We start from the raw sequence: 1,334 nt of genomic DNA, 5'->3' as shown, positions 1-1,334 counted from the left end.
AGGTCATCGTCAGGCTCTTACAGCCCTGCCAAACCCCCTTGAATCCTCTAGGTTCAAGGGGGTTTCGCTTTTGCAGAGGCAGAAAGTACGTTCGACCCTTGTGTGCAGGCTATACCTCGGCCCCAGCATTTATCCTTTGGCCGATATACGCTCGATGAGCTATTGGCAAAATGAAGCGCCCCGGGTTTTGAGGAGGCTCCTTTCTCTGAGAGGATTGAGCCATGAGCAAGAAGTCGAACCAGTTTTCACCCGAAGTCCGCGAGCGTGCTGTTCGCATGGCGCGCGAGCACCGAGACGAGTACCCCTCGCTGTGGGCGGCCATCGAATCCATCGCTCCCAAGATCGGCTGCGTGCCCCAGACCCTCAACGAATGGGTCAAGCGCGACCAGATCGATACTGGCGTGCGCGACGGCATTACGACATCCGAGCGTGAACAGATGAAGGCGCTGGAGCGTGAGATCAAAGAACTGCGCAAAGCCAACGAGATCCTCAAGCTGGCGAGTGCTTTTTTCGCCCAGGCGGAGCTCGACCGCCGTCTGAAGTCCTGAGGGAATTCGTCGACCAGCATCGACAGGCCTACGGGGTCGAGTCGATCTGCAAGGTGTTGCAGATCGCCCCGTCTGGCTATTGGCGCCACGCCGCCCATCAACGCAATCCCCAACTGCGCTGCGCGCGCGCCAAACGGGACGACACCTTGGGGCCTCACATCGAGCGTGTCTGGCACGCCAACATGCGGGTCTACGGGGCCGACAAAGTCTGGAAACAGTTGAACCAAGAAGGAGTTCCCATTGCCCGCTGCACGGTGGAGACGTTGATGAAGCGCCTGGGCTTGCAGGGCATGCGCCGTGGCAAGGTGGTGCGCACCACCATCAGCGACAGGAACCCAAGCGTGATGGTGTCTTGATTCATCATTCCGACAGAGGGTCGCAATACGTCAGCATCCGCTACAGCGAGCGGCTCCCAAAGGCAGGCATCGAGCCCTCGGTGGGTAGCAAGGGTGACAGCTACGACAACGCCTTGGCCGAGACGATCAACGGGCTTTACAAGGCCGAGGTGATTCATCGCCGGTCTTGGCCAACACGTGAATCGGTGGAACTGGCGACGCTGGAATGGGTGTCCTGGTTTAACCATCACAGGCTGCTCGGACCCATCGGATACATCCCGCCCGCAGAGGCTGAGGCAAACTACTACCGGCAACTCGCCAGTCAGACCTCCATGGTGGCGGCCTGACTTAGTCCGCCCTGAAGAATCCGCAAATCATTGATATGGTTGGAAGTTCTTCGGCTTGATGGGCGCGGGATTTGCAAGGTATGGTGTTGGCAGTACCTGTTTTC

Annotated in this window: 1 pseudogene and 1 other annotated feature; the pseudogene reads left to right on the top strand. The window is 58.7% G+C overall.

Annotated elements, in window-relative coordinates:
• Positions 1-221: 221 nt before the first annotated feature.
• Positions 222-1,230: pseudogene (locus AC07ZH_RS20460) on the top strand (transposase).
• Positions 503-619, top strand: a sequence feature (AL1L pseudoknot). Its footprint overlaps the pseudogene before it by 117 nt.
• Positions 1,231-1,334: the final 104 nt, after the last annotated feature.

The organism is Simplicispira sp. GW247-4R2A (assembly GCF_059424465.1).
This window is presented reverse-complemented; position numbering and strand designations above follow the sequence as displayed.